We start from the raw sequence: 17,806 nt of genomic DNA, 5'->3' as shown, positions 1-17,806 counted from the left end.
TTCATTACGTCCTCCATTAAACACCTCAAAACGAATGAGCGGAAGTTCCGCTTTGGATGGACCGTCATAACGAAACGGAATGACTCAACGAAATAGTTAATCGACTGAATAATCGGGAACAGTTACAATAAATGGGGAATGAAAATGTCAAAATTGATAAAGGGGTCGAAAGTCATGAAATGGAACTGGATCATTAGCGGTGTGGTGCTAAGTTTACTACTAAGTGGATGTGGGGGAAGCGAAGTCGCCGAGAAAAAGTCTGAAAAACCACGAGAAACTGAACAAAAAAGGCAAGCTACTCAGCAAGCATACATAGAAAAGACGATCCAGCGAGCGGAGCGTTACGCTGCCCAGTACGATTATGACCGGGCGATCAAGGTATTAAAACCCGTGCGGACAAAAGAGACGAAGCAGAAAACGGAAGAATACGAAAAGAAAAAGCAGGCGCTTCTGCCTTTGACAAAACCTGTGCCGCATCTCTTCTTTCATTCATTGATTGCTGATCCAAAACGAGCATTTGACGGCGACCGGAAGGAAGCAGGATACGATGATTACATGGTGACGCAACAGGAGTTCGAACGAATCTTAGATGCGTTATACAAAAACGATTACGTACTCGTTCGACCGACGGATTTAGCAAAAGAGATGAACGGCAAGATCGTCGAGACACCCGTCCGTTTACCAAAAGGAAAACAACCGCTCGTGTTGTCGCAGGACGACGTCAATTATTACGAATACATGGAAGGGGATGGATTTGCGAAGAATTTGAAAGTGAAGGATGGTAAAATCGTCAACGAGATGGTCGGAAAGCCGGATGGTGCTTATGATCTCGTACCGCTCGTTGATGCGTTCGTCCAGTCTCATCCTGACTTTTCCTATAAAGGAGCAAAAGGGTTGCTCGGTATTACAGGTTATAATGGGGTGCTCGGGTATCGTTCCTCCTACAACCAGTACGGACACAATAAACAGGTCGAAACGGCACGAAAACAAGCGAAGCAGACCGCTGTCGCATTAAAACAGGACGGCTGGCAGTTCGCGAGTCATACGTACGGACATATTTGGGTCGGGAAAGAATCAGTCACGACGATTCGCGCGGATCTTAAACGCTACAAACAAGACGTTGCACCGCTGATCGGAAAAACGACGCAATTGATTTATCCGTACGGCAGTGATGTCGGGGATTGGCACGATTATTCGGGTGAGAAATATCGTTTGCTCATCGATAGCGGTTTCCGCTATTTCTTTAATGTGGATGCGAGTCAACATGCGTGGAAACAAGTTGGTCCCGACTATTTCCGTCAAGCCCGAATCAACGTTGACGGGATTCGTCTACGTCAAGCCGTTGCTGGAAAGACGAGTGTCCTCGATCCATTCTTTGATGCGAAAAAGGTCTTTGATCCAGCGCGACCGGAACGGAAGTGAGTGATTGAAAACTAGTTAATCCATCGAGTAAAGCAATTAAAACGGTAGTGGCTGCGTCCCGTCCTGATCTGTAAATTGATACGTCTTCGCGAGATCGGCAACGAAGATGGCTTGTCCAGAATAACGGCTAACGGCGTCATCCGCCATCAGCGCTGCAACGGCTCGTCCGATATAGGTCGTCGATTCAGTCGCGGCACTCGCGAATCCAGCATCGACGACCCGTTCCGTTCGCATGAAACCGGGGCAGAGCGCGATAACGGAGATGGTCGTCTGAGCTAACTCCTGCGCCATGACGTGCGTCATCCGATTAATCGTTTGCATCGCCAAATCATAATAGAGGTTTCCAGACACCTGCTCTGGAGCGAATGACGTCAGATTGATGACGAGCGCGGCTGGACTCTGTTGCAGTAATGGCATCGCAGCCCGAATCGTCCACAAATACGCTTGTGGTCCGGCAGACATCATCGCGTCCCAATGTTCTGGTGGTCGCTCCCAAAACCGTCGTCCGGTTCCAGACGGCAAGTGGCTTTCCGAACCACCGAACACGCAGTTGACGAGGAGATCGATTCGACCATGTTGATGTTGGATCTGCTGAACGAGACGATCGATATCATCAAGACTTGTATGGTCACAAACGACCGGGATGCCAAGTCCGTCGCGTGCCGTGACACCAGCAGCCGTCTCTTCGATCGTCTCGCTACGATTGTCCGTCGTCTGTTCATTCGTACTTCGTCCCGTGACGTAAACAATCATTCCGGCGTCACCTAAAGCATAAGCGATGCCACGTCCGGCGCCACGGGAGGCGCCAGCTACGAGTGCAATACGTTTTGGCATGATGAAACTCCTTTCAGATATGAGAAGACGGATGGGCAGATGCGCATCCGTCTTCTTCTGTTTTAAAATCCTTTAATCGTCATCCCGCCATCAACATAAAGTGTTTGTCCCGTCACGTAACGGGCAGCGGCAGATGATAAGAAGACAACTGGACCAACGAGCTCTTCTAATTCACCCACCCGACCGAGTGGTGTCACGTCAACGATCTCCTGCAGATATGTAGGATCTTTTAGTAAGGGTTCCGTCAGCGGTGTTTTAAAATACCATGGTCCGATCGCGTTGACACGAATGTTTCGTGGTCCCCATTCAAGCGCCAGTACTTTCGTCATCTGAATCATCGCCGCCTTCGTCGTCGCATACACGACACCGGTCCGTAAAGCGACGTGCCCCGCGACGGAGGCGATGTTCAGAATACTTCCACCTGTCTCTTGCATCCGTTTCCCGATTTCTTGAGCAAAGAAGAAGGCGGATTTCAGATTCGTCTGTTGAATCGTTTCCCACTCGTCTTCTGTTACATCGAGTGCCTTCGAGCGAATGTTCATTCCGGCATTGTTGACGAGTCCATCAATCTGCGGTACTTGTTCATAAGCTCGAGCTACCGTCTCGACGACTTGTTTCCGGTCAGTGATGTCGCACGGGAATATGTAAGCCGTTCGACCGAGTCGTTCGATTTCTTGCGCTGTCTCCTTTAAGTCACGTTCCGTCCGGGCGACGAGAATGATGTCGGCACCAGCTTCTGCCATCCCGATAGCAAGTGCCCGTCCAATGCCTCGCCCAGCTCCGGTGATAAGAAATGTTTGATTCGTTAACGAAAAACTAGGAAGATACATGATGTCACGTCCTTTTATTGAGAGTCACTCCTTACTCTAATGAAAAATAGACTGAAAAGAAAGAAAAATCAATGCATTCCGAAATGATAATGGTAAAATATTGAAAAGGAGGGATGAGATGAAGCGTGGTTTAGTTATGACATTATGTATAGCACTCGTGAGTCTTTTAGCTATTCAATTGGTCGGAACGGAAGTCTACCGTTATTTCTTTTATGATCCGGCAACTTCTCAAGCCCAAATTATAGTTAATGGAGGAGGAGAAGAAGGTAAACCGACCAAACAAAAGATAGATGTACGAAGCGAGGGATTTGCGGATAAGGATGCATTAGGAGTTGTTACCTTTTACGGTGTCGTCGGTCTTGTCATACTACTGATTGTCCTCTTCAGTGTACGCTACTTCTTGAAGCGTTTACGAAAACGACGCAGACGAGAGAATGTAATCGACGATTTAATGGAGCCGCCGCCAGTGTTTACACAGAATCGTTCGATACGACAAACACTTGTTGGTGAAGAATCAGAGTCAGAGATTCGCCGTCTGTTACAAACGTTCGATCGAAAACTGACACGACAAAAACGCCGCCGCTCCGAAGAGACGGTCGGCGAATGGTTACAGCGGATTGATGTCACGCTCGATCCATCGATCTATCATCTCGTCCGGTACGGTGAGACACCGGACTCGGCGATTTCACAAGATCAGGTCGATGATCTAAGACATGAACTACAAGTGCACCTTCAGCGCGACTGACCGAGTAAATCAAGCAGGATCGCATGATGGGAGGCGTCTCGTGAGACGAGTGACAATTCGCGGACGACATCAAGCCCGTCGACCGGTAACGTCTTGATTTCAGGGGATAGTCCATCTTGGAAAATCTCCGGCAATAGAGCGATACCAAGTCCTGCACGGATGAAACCGAGGACGCTCGATCCGAATTCCATCTCGTTTTCTGCTTGATAGACGGCACCTCGCTCGATGAACGCGTCCTTTAGGATGTTCGTCGAATCGCAATCGATCGGAAGCGATAAGAAAGAGGCGTCACGAATTTGCTCAAACGCCACAGACGTACAGCCTATAAATCGTTCATCGTCTTGATGCAAGTAAAGCAAAAAATTCTCCGTGTACAAATGCGTCGTATGATACGGATGGACATGGTGACGATCGTCGAGTAAGACAGCATCGTATCGCCATTCTTCAAGACCTTGCATCAAATCGATCGTCGTATGCGCCGTCTTCAACTTGAGATCCGGGGCCGTCGCTTGACGCGAGACGTGACGGGGGAGATACGTCATCGCGACGCTTGGCCATGATCCGAGCGTCAGGGTCGTCCGTTCGTCGATCGTACCGATTCGTCGTTTCATCTGATCGATCCGGTCAAGCAGTTCACGACTCTCTTCAAAGACGATTTCGCCTGCAGGCGTCAACGTGACACCATGTGCTGATCGGTGCAACAGCGAGACTTCGAGCGCACTCTCAAGACTCTTGATTTGTTTACTTAATGCCGGTTGCGTCATATGCAGTACTTCACTTGCTTTCGTCAGGCTTCCGGTTTCTGCAGTGACGAGAAATGCTTCCATCCATTCGGTCTTCATTGGTTCACGCTCTTTTCATACAGGTTGTCTAGAACGTACGCCATTTGAACGCGTCTGACAATCATTTTGCACTTTTTATATTCTTGGTTTGGAATATTCCGAATTGGGAATATATAAAATAAAGAGGTGAACGGATATGAACGAGCAGATGTCCGCACGATTTTCAGCACTCGGCGACCCAATACGATTACAACTCATCGAAGCATTACGAAATGGTCCTCGCTCCGTCAATGAGTTAGCCGATCAACTACACTTACGCCAACCGCAAACCTCGAAGCACTTAAAGCTGTTGCTTGAAGCAGAACTAATCACTGTCGAGCGGCAGGCGAATCGTCGCTTGTATAGCCTTCGTCCAGAAGCTTTTCGAGAACTTATCACGTGGAGTAACACAATGGCTCAGATGGAAGCACGCATGTATCGTCTAGATGAACATTTGCAGCGGATGCAATCATCCGCGAAGGGAGACGAGACGAATGAAAAAGGAACTGAAGACATCGATTGATGGTAAGGTGCTACGAATGGAATGGGTTTGTGAGGCACCGCGAGAAATCGTGTTTGCCGCATTCACGGAAAAAGAGCAACTCGAAGCCTGGTGGGGACCAGAAGGCTGGGAGACGACAATCAAGACGTTCGAATTTCAACCGGACGGCGTTTGGCATTATTGCATGCGGTGTGTCGATCCAACACAAGGTGATTTTTATGGCATGGAGTCGTGGGGGAAAGCAATTTTTAGACATATCGATGCCCCGAACACCTATAGTCATGCCGATTACTTCTCCGACGCGTCAGGAGCTATCTCTGAAAATTTACCAGGTAGTGAAAATGTCACGACATTCATTGACCATGGAGAAACGACCTTGATTGTCTTTGAATCGACCTACGAAACGGAAGCAGCTGTGCAAGAAGTGCTGGGGATGGGAATGAAGGAAGGTTTCACGTCGCAACTGTATCGCCTAGATCACCTATTGACGAAACAGTAAGAAGGAGTCGATGTTTTGGTGCGGAAGATCGGTTTGGCTTTATGTATCCTATTCTTAGTAGGTTGCGGAAAATACACGATGGAAGAGGCAAAGGAGAACGGCGACATCATCGTCCAGAAAGGTGTTGAGAACAGCGACCGATTCGAGTCTTTTTTGAATAAGTCGAAGCAAGGAAAATCAGATCAGATTCGCATCACAGCCTACACGACCGAGGGAGATCCGATTGTGTATGACGTCGAGTATGACGGCAAGACGTATCAGTATTCGTCTGATGCATCACGTGATCAGTTCGGTTCAACAGACGACGATCGAAAGAATGAAGTCTGTCAGCAACTCGATAAAACGATCGTGAAGCAAGAGGCAATCTATACGTTAAGTAAATGCGCTGAAGGAACGGATCATGAATTGCTACGATTACCAAAACAATAATCAAAAAGGATCGTGTCCCGTCGAAATGATCAGCGGGCACGATCCTTTTCATTCGCTATCAAGACGACGCAAAGCTTCACGCCAACTTGAAAAACGTTCAATCAATAAAGTCAGTGAAGGTGCTTGGTGCGCACGTGCCCACTTAGCATACTGCTGACTCGTCAATAACGGTCCATGAGTTTCTGCAGCTTGTTTAAGTGCTTCTAGGCAGTCTTGGTCAGTGAAGAAACCGTTCGAGGTGAGGTCGAAGTGTGCTAAGGCTTTTTTCCACGTACCGAACCGACGAATGATCGTATTCGCACTTAACATCTCTGGATGTAAATCCCGTAATTCCGTGTAGGAGCGAATCGTCATGTTCGTTCCTTTTTGTGCGACATAAAAGGCGACGCTTTCTTCGATTGACCACCGTTTCGTTCGTTTGACCGCAGCCGGGCGATTCAACGTCATCCGGTCTTTGGTCGATAAGTGAGAAGCCTTGACGATGCCAGCTTTCTCTAAAAGGTGTGCCCACGAGCCGAATCGTGCATTGATTTCTTCAAGTGATGGGTAAGGAAGTTGAGCCGCTAACTTTTGATAATGGGTAGCTTTCATAGGTGAATGGTGCATTTGATGAAGACCTTGAATCAAGCGGATGATCTTCTCATCCGTTGCTAAGGTAGAAGTGGAAGTCGGATGTTGACGCATGCAAGATATCTCCCTTTTGAATGGTTGTTTCAATTAAAGGCTAGTGTAGCATGAGCGATTTCTAGAACATACTAACAATATCGTAAGGTAAGAAAAATAGCGCATTCTCATCCAAGAAATACAGGGGAATCAGAGGTGATATACGAATGTTTTATTATAGAAGAAAAGAGGGGTGACTGATCAAGGACAGAAATTTAGACGATTGATACGATGGAGGATATTTTAAAGATGCTCGATGCGCGACTGCATGAACCAGGACCGTTTTGGGACAAGTTTTATGAAGATCGGAAGAAACCGGTCCCGTTTTTTTAAGAATATTCCTGATGAGAACTTAGTTCGCTACGTCGAACAGGGTTGGATCTCGCCAGATGACGTTCTAGATCTCGGAACAGGACCGGGGCGAAATGCGATCTATCTCGCAACACACGATTTCTCGGTGACAGGACTGGATCTTTCAGCAACCGCGTTAGAATGGGCAACGGAACAAGCACAACAGACTAGAGCGCATGTTGCGTTTCGAAAGCAAGATTTTCTAGAGACGACAGAACAGAATACATATGATTTCATTTACGATTCAGGCTGTTTTCACCATATGGAGCCACATCGCCGTTTGATCTACGTGACGCGACTGAAAGAGATGCTACGACCAGGAGGATATTTTGGGCTGACCTGTTTTATTGCGGGCGGACCGCTTGGCGGGGCGACGTTGACGGACTGGGAAGTCTATCAGGAAAATAGTCTCCAAGGTGGACTTGGCTATACGAAAGAGCGATTACTCTCCATATTCGATGCATTCGACATCATCGAACTAACGGAAATGAAACCCGTCGACAATCCAGAGGCATTATTTGATCATGCTGGACTGTGGACCGGTTTGTTTCGATTAAAGAATTGACTCGTCCGACATCCGAGTTGAGAACCAATCAATAAAATAACGGACAACTTCCAGAGAGACGATTTGTTGCGTATCGTAAGCGGCGAACAGTGACAAAAAGCGCGGTTCGTCAGGAAAATAATGAAACAGGATCGGTCGAAGTGTCTCTAGGTCATGCACGAAGCTTTGATCTTTCTCTAAGAGGAGGTGATAGGCGCTCCGAACAATCCGTTTCACGATTGAATCCGAATCAAGCAGAGCGACCTGACCTGTTTCTAGGAGAAATAAATCAGTTTTCAACTGTTCGCATAACCCACCGTTTAACGCGAAACCAAGAGCGCGTGTCGGACGAAGGGACGGAAATCGACTTTGGAGATTTTCGCCTGCCAAAAATAAGTTGACGGACTTCAACCAGACGCCCCAGCGAAGTGCTTCGTCATCCCGTATGACGTCGCCAAGCAGACCGATGTCATAATCGATTTTGGTGACAAATGGATAGTTCGTCAGCCAATGTTCTGTCCGTTCATCTAACTGCATGTGTTCTTCTTCCGTCAACGGTTCTGTCAAAATCAGTGTAAAATCGAGGTCGGATTCAAAGGGACGAGCCGTTCCTTTTGCAACGCTGCCATACAAGTACACGCCATGAAACGCGGATAAGGTTTGTACATAGGCGACGACGTCGCGAATCACGGTACGATAACGGACAGGAATTGCTTCAGCGGAAGTTGGATTGTGGATGTAGCCATTTTTCGTGCCAAATGTCGTTGGATACTGCATCTGTCTTCCTCCTCATCCTTCAGGAATTGATTGATAGCGATACCAGGTCTTGTTTCGCTGCACATATAAAAACATCGTATCATCTTTTTCTTGATAGATGACCGTACCGCTCTTAAGTCGATTCGCCATGCCGTCCTTGAGTGTCGTTTCGGATCGCATTTTTTTGATACGTGGACCAGGTGTTAAGGAGAGATCCGAGACAGTTACTAATTGATCGAGTCGATAAACACGGTCATTTAAGCGGATCACATCTTGATTTTGTTCGATGGCTTCAGCCGCGATGAGGTCTGTCGTTGTAATCGTCGTCTCTTCCTGGCATCCACTGAGACAAAGAACAATTAACATTGTAGTAGCTAAAACTTTTTTCATGAAACACACCTCTTTTTCTAGTTATATATCGTAATTTCGATATATTCGGGTTATGCGATATAAGGGGGAGCATCATGATTTCATCTGATTTTGAAAAAAATTTACAACCGACTACAGTCACGGTTCAAAGAAAACCTATCTCACCAGAGTGTACGTATTCTCCAACAAATTCAATTTGCGACGAATCCGACGATCAAGGAGATTGCCGAGGCATTTCGCCTCTCACATAATACGACGTCCGAGCACGTCAAAAAGTTGGAGAAATTAGGTTATATCGAAAAAAACGGAATCCGGAAGATCAACGTCAAGTAACGATCGATTTAACAAACGATGGAGATACCATCGTTCGGCGTCACACAGAACTTGATCCTGAACGGTTGAATCGAGTGTTTGCTACGATGTCAAAAACAGACCAACAGACGATTGAACAGGCGTTTCGATTATTGCGGGAGGCTGCAGATGATTGCTTTTCTCGTTAAGGTATTGTCAAGCGCAGTGGTCATCGGTCTCGTTACCGAAGTTGCCCGTCGTTCACCGTCACTAGGTGGCGTATTGTCCGCGTTGCCGGTCGTTAGTCTGATCAGTTTCGCCTGGCTCGTCAAACAAGGAAGTGAACGGACCGAGCTTAGTACATTTTTAAAGAGTGTGTTACTCGGGTTACCGGCGACATTTTTATTGCTAGCTGTCTTGTATTGGCTCATTCGCTTAGGGACTCCAGTGTTTTACAATATAGTTAGTGCAACGAGTTTTTTTATCGTCTGTTGGTATGTTCAACGTTATCTACAACAGTGGTGGCAGACGTAACGGAAAAGGAGAGAAAGCGCTGGTAACCCTTCAAACAGAACGATTGACGATTTATCCATGCACAGCGACAGACGTAACGCGTTTACAACAACAGCAATATGAGAACGGACCTGAAGTACAGCATCACTTGACGTTACTCGCGTCAGATCCATTGATGCTGTACTCGCAAAGACGGATTTGACGAATCAAGCATCGATCAGGGTGCTTGAAAAAGCGGAATTGATTCAGATTGGGAGCGACGATCGGTATATCATGTGGGAGCGTTTGAAGTAGGTGTAAAGGAAACTTGACAGGTGATGCGTTATTTACATATAGTGGAATAAGCGAGGTGGAACTATGAAAAATCAGGTCAAGAAGATGCGCGAGGAACGAGGTTGGTCGCAAGGCGAACTGGCAAAACGATTGAACGTATCGCGTCAGACGGTCATTTCCATCGAAAAAGAGCGGTATAATCCGTCACTTGACCTCGCTTTTGCACTGGCTGATTTGTTTGAGCAACGAATCGAAGACATCTTTACACCGAGTCGAACGAACGAGGAGGGAGCGGAATGATGCGAGTCAATGTGTTACTAGATATTTTTTTAATAGGAGTAGGTCTGTACTTAACAATGACGGATCCTGCGGCTAAAACACTCGGAATCATCCTCGTTTTAGCAGGTGTCACGTCACGTATCACAAGAACGGTATTCTCGCCAACGGAACCGTATGATGAGCGTCAAGGAACGATTAAAATCCGTAGTGGACATATCGCTTATCTCGTAAGTATCGGATATCTTTTTTTGATCTTGATTCTCGTCAATCTGTCGATCATAAAAGACATTCAATTTGCTCTGTTACTAGCATTAGGAGGACAAGTCTTGTTCTTTCCACTTATACTGCTGTACGTGAATCGAAAGATATGAAGAAGCAAATGTTTATAAAAATGATACTTGTAACCGTTATCAACAATGGTATAGAATGTAATGGAATAGGGATTGTTACTGGTCAAGCAGGCGAAACCCAAATCAGCGATCACTGAAACCGTGAGTGACGTTTGATTTGGGTTTTTCTATTTTTCCTGATTTGAAAGGAGGTAACCGATGATCATTCACCAAATTTTCAACAACAATGTTATTAGTGTATTTGACGAAGTAGGGCGTGAGCGAGTCGTCATGGGGAAGGGAATCGGATTTAAGCGGAATTCAGGACAGACGATATTAGCCTCAGATGTAGAAAAAGTCTTTTATCTCGATGATGCAGGTAATCATGAACGATTTAAATTATTACTTCAAGAAATTCCTGAAGAAATCATCGTCTTGACTGATGATATCGTAACGATTGCTAAATTGACGCTTGGAAAAAAACTCAATGAACTTGTCTACATCGCTCTTGCCGACCATTTGCATTTTGCATTAGAACGTCATGAAAAAGGTTTAGAGATCAAAAATGTATTGCTTTGGGAGATTAAGCGTTTATACCAAGATGAGTTTAATGTAGGTTTGCAAGCGCTTAAATTGGTTGAAGAAAAATTCAATATTAAATTACCTGAAGACGAAGCAGCCTATATTGCACTTCATATCGTGAATGCTGAATTAAACGAAGAGATGCCGAATATCGTTTCAATGACAAAAGTCATTCAAGAAGTATTGAATCTCGTAAAATACCACTTTTCACTGGAGTGGGATGAGAATACTCTCGCCTATCATCGTTTTGTTACTCATCTCAAATTTTTTGCACAACGACTCGTGACGCGAACCGAATATGAAGGAGATGAGAGTGCGCTTTTTGATCTAGTGAAAATGCAATATCCCAAGTCCTATATTTGTACTGAAAAAATTTCTTCCTTTATTCAGACAAAATATGATTATCGGTTGACGGATGAAGAAAAATTATACCTAACGGTTCATATCACAAGATTAATTAAAGAAAAAAAGAGTAGTTGACATATAAAGGTAAAAATGTTATTATTTGTTTATTAAATATATATTTATTGGGATTGTTACTGGTCAAGCAGGCGAAACCTAGGTGAAACAAGACGTATTTTCATGAAATACGTTACTTGTTCTCATCTAGGTTTCTTTTTGTGTCTATCAACTATGGAGGTGTCTTATGAAATACGATCAATTAGCAAAAGAAATCATTGAATCTGTCGGAGGCGAACAAAACGTTAGTGCACTTGTTCATTGCGCGACTCGACTACGTTTCGTACTTAAAGACAAAGCAAAGGCTGATAAATTAAAACTTGAAAAACTAGAAGGTGTCATTGCTGTAAAAGAGAGCGGAGGGCAGTTTCAGGTCGTTGTCGGAAATACAGTACCTGAGGTATATCAAGCAATTGGAAAACAAACAAAGCTGATGGAGGAGTCGACAGAAACTAGTAAGACAAATGAAAAAGGAAACATTTTTGGTCGAGCAATCGATATTATTTCAAGTATCTTTACGCCATTGCTTGGTGTCATGGCGGGAGCTGGTATCTTAAAGGGTTTACTTGCGATTGCGACGAATGCAGGTTGGTTAATTCCTACTGAAACAACGTATATCATCTTAAATGCTACAGCGGATAGTCTCTTTTACTTCTTACCTATTTTGTTAGCGGTTACATCAGCGCGAAAGTTTGGTGCCAATCAATTTGTTGCCATGACAGTAGCGGGTGCTTTGATCTATCCAACAATCATTCAATTGAAGACGGATGCAGTCGCGACGACATTCTTCGGTATACCCGTGACGATGATGTCATATACATCTACGGTCATTCCAATCATTCTTGCCGTTTGGGTTATGAGTTATGTTGAAAAATTCTTCAATCGACATGTCCATGAGAGTGTTAAAAATTTTGTTACACCTTTGATTGCTCTCATTACAATCGTTCCATTAACGTTAATCGTGTTTGGACCAATCGGTGTCACGTCAGGCGACTTGATTGCTGCCTTCATTCTAAAGGTATTAGCATTTAACCCAATTTTAGCAGGGGCGTTCATTGCTGGTGTATGGCAAGTCCTCGTCATTTTCGGTATTCACTGGGGAGTCGTTCCGATTTTCATCAATAACATTGCCACTAAAGGATATGACTATATCAAACCGGCAACTGCTCCAGCAATTTTTGCACAGGCAGGAGCATCGTTCGGTGTCATGCTTCGTTCAAAAAATAAAAAGTTAAAAACATTAGCAGGTTCTACGGGAATTACCGCGTTATTCGGTATTACAGAACCTGCCGTATATGGAGTCACTTTACGCTTAAAGCGTCCTTTCATTGCAGCTGTCATTAGTGCAGCAGTGGGTGGAGGGATCGTAGGGCATTTTGGAAGTGTAGCAGTAGCTTCTGGTCCTCCGGGATTATTGACGTTACCCGTCTTCATTGGCGATAGTATGACAGCATTTTACGGGTTGTTAATTGGTGTCGGTGTCTCATTCTTTTTATCGATGGTCTTAACATACATCCTTGGATTTGAAGATGATCCGATTGAAAAAGAAGCAGAAAAAAATGTTCGTTCATCAACAGATATGACGATTCCAAGCCCAGTTTCAGGTCAAATCGTTTCTCTCGAAAAAGTTTCTGATAGTGTATTTGCGAGTGGAGCGATGGGACAAGGTTTCGCAGTCGTTCCAACTGAAGGAAAAGTAATCGCCCCAGTATCAGGTCAAGTAACTGCTATATTTGCAAGCAAGCATGCGATTGGTATTCGATCAGAGAATGGGATGGAAATCCTCATTCATGTTGGGATTGATACGGTACGCTTAGATGGAACTCACTTTGAATTACACGTCGCACAAGACCAGAAAATCGAACCAGGAGATGTATTAATCACTTTTGATATTGAATCGATTCAAGCGGAAGGATATGACATCATCACACCTGTGATTTTCACGAATTTATCAGAAGAACGACAAATTACGATTGATCAGGATCAAATTTCAGTAAGTGAATACAATAAACCTGCTTTTGCATAAGAAAGGATGAGACGATGCAATTTCCAAAAAACTTTTTATGGGGTGGCGCTATTGCGGCCAATCAAGCAGAAGGTGCCTATTTATCCGATGGGAAAGGATTATCTTCCGTTGATTTAATTCCTAGTGGTTCAACTCGAAGAGCCGTTATGAAGGGAGAATTATCGCATTATGAGCCCCTTCCAGAATTAATTTATCCATCCCATGAGGCGATTGATTTTTATCATCGTTATAAGGAGGATATCGCTCTATTCGCTGAAATGGGGTTTAAAGCGCTTCGTTTATCGATTTCATGGGCACGTATCTTCCCAAAGGGTGATGAAGAACAACCAAATGAACAAGGATTGAAGTTTTACGATGAGGTGTTCGATGAATTATTAAAATATGGAATTGAGCCAGTCGTTACAATGGCACACTTTGATGTACCCGTTCATTTAGTAGAGCATTATGGAAGTTGGCGTAATCGAAAAATGGTCACATTCTTCGAACGATATGTTGAGGCGATCGTATCTCGTTATCATTCGAAAGTACGTTATTGGATGACTTTCAATGAAATAAATATGTTGTTCCATCTTCCTTACATGGGAGCTGGATTAGTATTCGCAGAAGGAGAGAATCGACAACAGATTCAGTATCAAGCGGCACATCATCAATTGGTAGCGAGTGCGCGTGCCGTGGAAATTGCTCATACGATCAATCCGAATCTTCAAGTAGGGTGTATGTTGGCAGCAGCCATGACGTATCCTTATACCTGTAATCCAGATGACGTCGAAAAAGCAATGGAACGTGATCGTGAGAATTTCTTCTTCATTGATGTACAAGCTCGCGGTGCCTATCCGGGTTATGCATTAAGACAATTGAAAGAGGCTGGTATTGAAATTCAGATGGAACAAGGTGATATTGAACTATTACGCAACCACACAGTGGACTTTATTGGTTTTAGCTATTATTCGAGTCGCTGTATCAGTACTGATCCAGAAATACTGGATAAAATGACGGCGGGGAATGTGTTCCCGACTGTCAAAAATCCATATTTGAATCAATCAGAATGGGGATGGACGATTGATCCGAAAGGACTCCGTCTAACGGCAAATCAGCTATACGACCGTTATCAACTTCCCTTATTCATCGTCGAAAATGGCTTAGGTGCATTTGATGAATTGGATGGAGAAGGAAACATTCAAGATGACTATCGGATTTCTTATTTAACAGATCATATTCGAGCAATGTACGAATCGATACAAGACGGAGTAGAACTCATCGGTTATACGAGTTGGGGATGTATCGATCTCGTCAGTGCGTCTTCCGGTGAATATGCAAAACGGTATGGCTATATTTATGTAGATCGTCATGATGATGGTAGCGGAACGAATAGTAGACGGAAGAAGGCGTCCTTTGATTGGTATAAAAAAGTAATTGCATCTAATGGTGCCTGTATAGAAAATCAAAAACATATTAAAATTAAATAAAAGTATAGCTAACGATGCGTACCTGAGTACTTCTAAGATACGCGTCGTTAGCTATTTAGCTATTATTAATGATATGTAGTAAGAAGTTATGTTACTTTAACCGTGGCGTGGAGCAAACAGCATGATGCTGACACCGATTAAACAGATTAAGGTACCAATTATGTCATAGGTATCTGGTGATTTACGATCTACGATCCAGCCCCAAAATACGGACATGACGATGAATACACCACCATAAGCTGCATAGACGCGACTGAATGTTGGAAATTGCTGAAACGTAGCAATGATGCCATATAAAATCAGGATCAATCCACCAATCAGACCGAAGTACGAAGGTCGTCCCTCTCTTAGCCATAGCCAAATCAGATATCCGCCACCAATCTCACTTAAACCAGCAATAAAGAAAATGAAAGCCGACATGATCACGATTCAACCCTCGATCGCAAACGTATCACGCAATTCAATGATCGTTCCTTCCGGTGCTTTTAATTTACTCAGATGTCCATTGACGACGAAATAGATGTTGCCACCGTGTTTTGGTAAAAAAGGCATCCCGAGTTGTTCCAGTCGTGTTACTTCCTCTTGCAAGTCGTCAACATAGAGGGCGAAATGAACAGGACCCGCTGCTTGTTTTGTGTAATCGGTGAACGGTTGACCGGATTTGGGTGTCTGTAACTCGATGTAGAAATCACCGAGACGTAACCAGCTGTTAAAGTCGCGGTCATGAAAATCGGGTGTTTCTTGAACGAGCGAAAAGCCGAGCTGTTCATAAAATTGTTTAGACGCGACGTAATCCGTCGTCTGAATACAGATGTGATGAATTTGTTTCATACTAAAACCTTCATTCGTGTTCAATGAAATCATGCAGAACTAGTGTAGCATTTCGCGGATCAGTTGGAGTGATAGAAATGGAGAATACGATGCAACATGCCATAAATTTGATGTGTGAACGTTTTTCGTTAGGGCAAACGATCAGCGAACCTGTCCGATTGACGGGTGGTCTTCTGCATGAGTCGTGGCGACTACAGACAACGACAGGATTCTATGTCTTAAAACGATTGAATCAGGAAATCATGCGACGTCCTGAAGCACGAAACAACTTTAAAATGTCAGAAGACGTTGCGATGCAAGCGTCTCTTTACTTAGCAACATTACCAGCACGTCGCGTCAACGATCAAGTGGTGCAGATGATTGACGGCTCGGATTACCTTTTGTTTGATTGGGTCGATGGCAAGACGTTATCAGCCGATCAAATTCGACCGACACATGCACGACAAATCGGAGTTCAATTAGGACGATTGCATGGTCATTCCGTGGCGACGACTGGCTTTCCAAAGCCAGATACCTCCAGTATGCCAATCGATTGGAACGATTACCTAGAAGAAGGAAAGCGACAGCAATCAGACTGGCTACAGTTGCTAGTCGAAGAACAGGAACAGCTACAACGACTGGAACGATTAGCACAGGAAGCAAAACTTCAACTATCTACAGACTGGATCGTCAGCCATCGTGATCTTGATCCGAAAAATGTTCTCTGGACAACGAATGGTCCGGTCTTGATCGACTGGGAGTCTGCAGGATTGATTCATCGTGCCGTCGACGTATTTGAAACCGCCTGTTATTGGTCAAAACGTAAAGACGATACGTTTGATCGTGATCGATTTAACGCAGTTCTTGCTGGTTATACGATAAATCAACGTTTGCCTGATGTCGACTGGCTTCATGTCATCGATATCAGTGTCCAAGGAAAGTTGGATTGGCTGAAGTTTAATCTGGATCGTTCACTCGGGAAACGCAGTGTTCCTGAAGCGGAACGAACGCTCGGAACAGAGCAGGTCCTTTTAACGATAAAAGAACTACAGGTTCACGATCGGAATCTCTGGATTAAGTGGATAATAGCAAGATGATCATAAGAAAGAGGCACTGAATCATTCGATTCGATGCCTCTTTCTTATTAAAACGACTTGACTAGAAGTTCAACGGTTGATTCAGGAGTACGAAACGGAACATACCCTAATTGCTTGATGCAATCATTCGAAAATGTCGCTTGTTCCGCTGGACGATCTGGTGCTTGAAATGGTTTACCACTTGCTTCAATCAATTTCATGCGGAAATCTGTTTCTGGCAGATTAACATCAATCGCATTAAAGATGTCCCCATCTTGCGCATTTGTTGCAGCAAGAACAATCATCTCGACTAGGTTATCCGCATGGATCCACGGAACGACGTCTTCCGGGTGTACCCAAGTAATGAGATCTGCCACTTTCATCCGCTCGACTTGTCGATCCCCCCAGTAGGATTGTTCCTCGGCACAAATCGATCCTGGTCGTAGGATGATCAAATCGGAATCGGGTGTATATTCCTGTAACAGGCGTTCCGATAACTGCTTTGTATGAATGTAGACGTGCTCTGACGGTAGGAGCGGTGACGTTTCCGAAAAATGTCCACTCACGACTTCTCCGTAAACGGAAGTCGTCGAGATATGTATGATGCGCTTGACACAAGCATTTGTTGCAGCATCGGCGAGATGTTTCACACCTGTGACGTTTGCTTCTTCCGCTAAGTCGGGGTCATCCCCAAGGTAGGCAGCACAGTGGATCAAGAGATCGACGCCTTGAAGTGCTGCAAGAAGCGAAGCCGGATTACCGAGCTCACCGATGATTGGAATAACGTCATTTGTTGAATAGTGATCCGCCTGTTCCTGAGAACGATAGAGACCTCGAACTTCACACGCTTCTTTAAGAAAACGTTGCGCGACACGTGAGCCAAGCGTCCCGGTCATCCCTGTAATCAAAATCGTACTCTCGTTTAAGTTCATGATGC

General features: G+C 44.7%; 22 protein-coding genes and 1 pseudogene. 14 read left to right on the top strand and 9 right to left on the bottom strand.

The window, feature by feature from the left end; genetic code table 11:
* Positions 1–174 precede the first annotated feature (174 nt).
* Complete coding sequence (locus B3S86_RS06930; protein ID WP_290750821.1) at positions 175–1,422, top strand: polysaccharide deacetylase family protein; 1,248 nt, start codon at positions 175–177, stop codon at positions 1,420–1,422.
* 36 nt (positions 1,423–1,458) lie between these two features.
* Here B3S86_RS06930 and B3S86_RS06925 read toward each other — a convergent pair whose 3' ends face one another.
* Both B3S86_RS06925 and B3S86_RS06920 read right to left on the bottom strand, forming a co-directional pair.
* Positions 1,459–2,256: an SDR family NAD(P)-dependent oxidoreductase gene (locus B3S86_RS06925; protein ID WP_290750816.1), complete on the bottom strand. Its 798-nt coding sequence runs from the start codon at positions 2,254–2,256 to the stop codon at positions 1,459–1,461.
* A 62-nt stretch (positions 2,257–2,318) separates the two neighbouring features.
* Positions 2,319–3,086: an SDR family NAD(P)-dependent oxidoreductase gene (locus tag B3S86_RS06920; protein ID WP_290750812.1), complete on the bottom strand. Its 768-nt coding sequence runs from the start codon at positions 3,084–3,086 to the stop codon at positions 2,319–2,321.
* A gap of 118 nt (positions 3,087–3,204) precedes the next feature.
* On the opposite strand from B3S86_RS06920, the gene B3S86_RS06915 reads away from it, so the two are divergent.
* Positions 3,205–3,831: a hypothetical protein gene (locus B3S86_RS06915; protein ID WP_290750809.1), complete on the top strand. Its 627-nt coding sequence runs from the start codon at positions 3,205–3,207 to the stop codon at positions 3,829–3,831.
* Here B3S86_RS06915 and B3S86_RS06910 read toward each other — a convergent pair.
* Complete coding sequence (locus B3S86_RS06910; RefSeq protein WP_290750806.1) at positions 3,819–4,673, bottom strand: LysR family transcriptional regulator; 855 nt, start codon at positions 4,671–4,673, stop codon at positions 3,819–3,821. The genes B3S86_RS06915 and B3S86_RS06910 overlap by 13 nt on opposite strands.
* Before the next feature lie 136 nt (positions 4,674–4,809).
* Between B3S86_RS06910 and B3S86_RS06905 the strand changes: the two genes are divergently transcribed.
* The 3 genes from B3S86_RS06905 to B3S86_RS06895 are packed head-to-tail and all read left to right on the top strand — an operon-like array spanning position 4,810 to position 6,082.
* Positions 4,810–5,175, top strand: coding sequence for an ArsR/SmtB family transcription factor (locus tag B3S86_RS06905; RefSeq protein ID WP_290750802.1), 366 nt, complete (start codon positions 4,810–4,812; stop codon positions 5,173–5,175).
* A complete protein-coding gene (locus B3S86_RS06900) occupies positions 5,147–5,653 on the top strand; it encodes an SRPBCC family protein (RefSeq protein WP_056061754.1) in 507 nt (168 codons plus the stop codon). The genes B3S86_RS06905 and B3S86_RS06900 overlap by 29 nt, the downstream gene beginning before the upstream one ends.
* Before the next feature lie 18 nt (positions 5,654–5,671).
* Complete coding sequence (locus tag B3S86_RS06895; protein WP_056061751.1) at positions 5,672–6,082, top strand: DUF4362 domain-containing protein; 411 nt, start codon at positions 5,672–5,674, stop codon at positions 6,080–6,082.
* A 48-nt stretch (positions 6,083–6,130) separates the two neighbouring features.
* Here the strand turns inward: B3S86_RS06895 and B3S86_RS06890 are convergent, their stop codons facing one another.
* Complete coding sequence (locus tag B3S86_RS06890; RefSeq protein WP_290750796.1) at positions 6,131–6,766, bottom strand: homing endonuclease associated repeat-containing protein; 636 nt, start codon at positions 6,764–6,766, stop codon at positions 6,131–6,133.
* 210 nt (positions 6,767–6,976) lie between these two features.
* Between B3S86_RS06890 and B3S86_RS06885 the strand changes: the two are divergent.
* Positions 6,977–7,661 (top strand): annotated as a pseudogene (locus tag B3S86_RS06885) (SAM-dependent methyltransferase).
* Here B3S86_RS06885 and B3S86_RS06880 read toward each other — a convergent pair.
* On the bottom strand, positions 7,650–8,417 hold the full coding sequence (locus B3S86_RS06880; protein ID WP_290750793.1) for a nucleotidyltransferase domain-containing protein: 768 nt from the start codon (positions 8,415–8,417) through the stop codon (positions 7,650–7,652). The pseudogene B3S86_RS06885 and the gene B3S86_RS06880 overlap by 12 nt on opposite strands.
* 12 nt (positions 8,418–8,429) lie before the next feature.
* Positions 8,430–8,786 (bottom strand): hypothetical protein, encoded by a 357-nt coding sequence (locus tag B3S86_RS06875; RefSeq protein WP_290750790.1) that lies wholly within the window; start codon positions 8,784–8,786, stop codon positions 8,430–8,432.
* Between the two features lie 90 nt (positions 8,787–8,876).
* Between B3S86_RS06875 and B3S86_RS15405 the strand changes: the two genes are divergently transcribed.
* The 7 genes from B3S86_RS15405 to B3S86_RS06845 all read left to right on the top strand — a co-directional run bounded on the left by B3S86_RS15405 (position 8,877) and on the right by B3S86_RS06845 (position 14,983).
* Positions 8,877–9,098 (top strand): MarR family transcriptional regulator, encoded by a 222-nt coding sequence (locus tag B3S86_RS15405; protein WP_396210758.1) that lies wholly within the window; start codon positions 8,877–8,879, stop codon positions 9,096–9,098.
* Positions 9,099–9,245: 147 nt separating this feature from the next.
* Positions 9,246–9,590, top strand: a complete 345-nt coding sequence (locus B3S86_RS06870; protein ID WP_290750786.1) for a DUF3147 family protein — start codon at positions 9,246–9,248, stop codon at positions 9,588–9,590.
* Positions 9,591–9,926: 336 nt separating this feature from the next.
* Positions 9,927–10,142, top strand: coding sequence for a helix-turn-helix transcriptional regulator (locus tag B3S86_RS06865; protein WP_290750784.1), 216 nt, complete (start codon positions 9,927–9,929; stop codon positions 10,140–10,142).
* The gene (locus B3S86_RS06860; protein WP_290750781.1) at positions 10,139–10,492 is read left to right on the top strand and encodes a hypothetical protein; all 354 of its coding nucleotides are present in this window, start codon (positions 10,139–10,141) and stop codon (positions 10,490–10,492) included. The genes B3S86_RS06865 and B3S86_RS06860 overlap by 4 nt, the downstream gene beginning before the upstream one ends.
* A 177-nt stretch (positions 10,493–10,669) precedes the next feature.
* Complete coding sequence (gene licT / locus B3S86_RS06855; protein ID WP_290750777.1) at positions 10,670–11,512, top strand: BglG family transcription antiterminator LicT; 843 nt, start codon at positions 10,670–10,672, stop codon at positions 11,510–11,512.
* Between the two features lie 166 nt (positions 11,513–11,678).
* Positions 11,679–13,517 carry a beta-glucoside-specific PTS transporter subunit IIABC gene (locus B3S86_RS06850; protein WP_290750774.1) on the top strand — a complete coding sequence of 613 codons (1,839 nt, stop codon included), beginning with the start codon at positions 11,679–11,681 and terminating at the stop codon, positions 13,515–13,517.
* A gap of 14 nt (positions 13,518–13,531) precedes the next feature.
* Positions 13,532–14,983 (top strand): 6-phospho-beta-glucosidase, encoded by a 1,452-nt coding sequence (locus tag B3S86_RS06845; protein ID WP_290750769.1) that lies wholly within the window; start codon positions 13,532–13,534, stop codon positions 14,981–14,983.
* Between the two features lie 96 nt (positions 14,984–15,079).
* Here the strand turns inward: B3S86_RS06845 and B3S86_RS06840 are convergent, their stop codons facing one another.
* The gene (locus B3S86_RS06840) at positions 15,080–15,403 is read right to left on the bottom strand and encodes a YnfA family protein (protein WP_396210757.1); all 324 of its coding nucleotides are present in this window, start codon (positions 15,401–15,403) and stop codon (positions 15,080–15,082) included.
* Positions 15,404–15,412: 9 nt separating this feature from the next.
* Entirely contained in the window at positions 15,413–15,814 is a 402-nt protein-coding gene (locus B3S86_RS06835; RefSeq protein ID WP_214854090.1) for a VOC family protein, read from the bottom strand.
* Positions 15,815–15,903: 89 nt separating this feature from the next.
* Here B3S86_RS06835 and B3S86_RS06830 point away from each other — a divergent pair, with 89 nt between their 5' ends.
* Positions 15,904–16,890, top strand: a complete 987-nt coding sequence (locus B3S86_RS06830) for a phosphotransferase (RefSeq protein ID WP_290750761.1) — start codon at positions 15,904–15,906, stop codon at positions 16,888–16,890.
* Between the two features lie 47 nt (positions 16,891–16,937).
* Here B3S86_RS06830 and B3S86_RS06825 read toward each other — a convergent pair whose 3' ends face one another.
* Complete coding sequence (locus B3S86_RS06825) at positions 16,938–17,801, bottom strand: NAD-dependent epimerase/dehydratase family protein (RefSeq protein ID WP_290750758.1); 864 nt, start codon at positions 17,799–17,801, stop codon at positions 16,938–16,940.
* Positions 17,802–17,806 lie beyond the last annotated feature (5 nt).

Origin of the sequence: Exiguobacterium sp. UBA3968 (genome assembly GCF_002385115.1) — a bacterium.
Taxonomy (GTDB): domain Bacteria; phylum Bacillota; class Bacilli; order Exiguobacteriales; family Exiguobacteriaceae; genus Exiguobacterium_A.
Note: the sequence above shows the minus strand (reverse complement) of the source record. Positions and strands in the feature narration are given on the sequence as shown.